Here is a 247-nt window from a genome sequence, read left to right on the forward strand (position 1 = left end):
TTGTATACGAAGGCGAGAGCATTTCCCGTTTCATTTGCCATTCAGGGGCGGTTCCTCGCCCCGCAAACCACACTTTCCCTTTTCCCGACTGGTTCAGTTCATCGAGTGTTTTCATTAACTTTTCACTGTTTTTACGGGGCTGGATTTCATCAAATAATCCCGGCTGCGCTATACCCGATGGTGTGAAATCAGCCAGCATGACTCCTGCCTTCATATAGCGGTACCCTTCACGCCAGACATGGTTTAA

Annotated in this window: 1 protein-coding gene; it reads right to left on the reverse strand. The window is 48.6% G+C overall.

Annotation, left to right across the window (positions count from 1 at the left end):
- The coding region (locus E0D98_RS27190) for a DUF4113 domain-containing protein (protein ID WP_131891739.1) at positions 1 to 247 on the reverse strand (247 nt) is incomplete at both ends.

The organism is Escherichia sp. KCJ4928, assembly GCF_004352695.1.
Lineage (GTDB): Bacteria > Pseudomonadota > Gammaproteobacteria > Enterobacterales > Enterobacteriaceae > ECMA0423.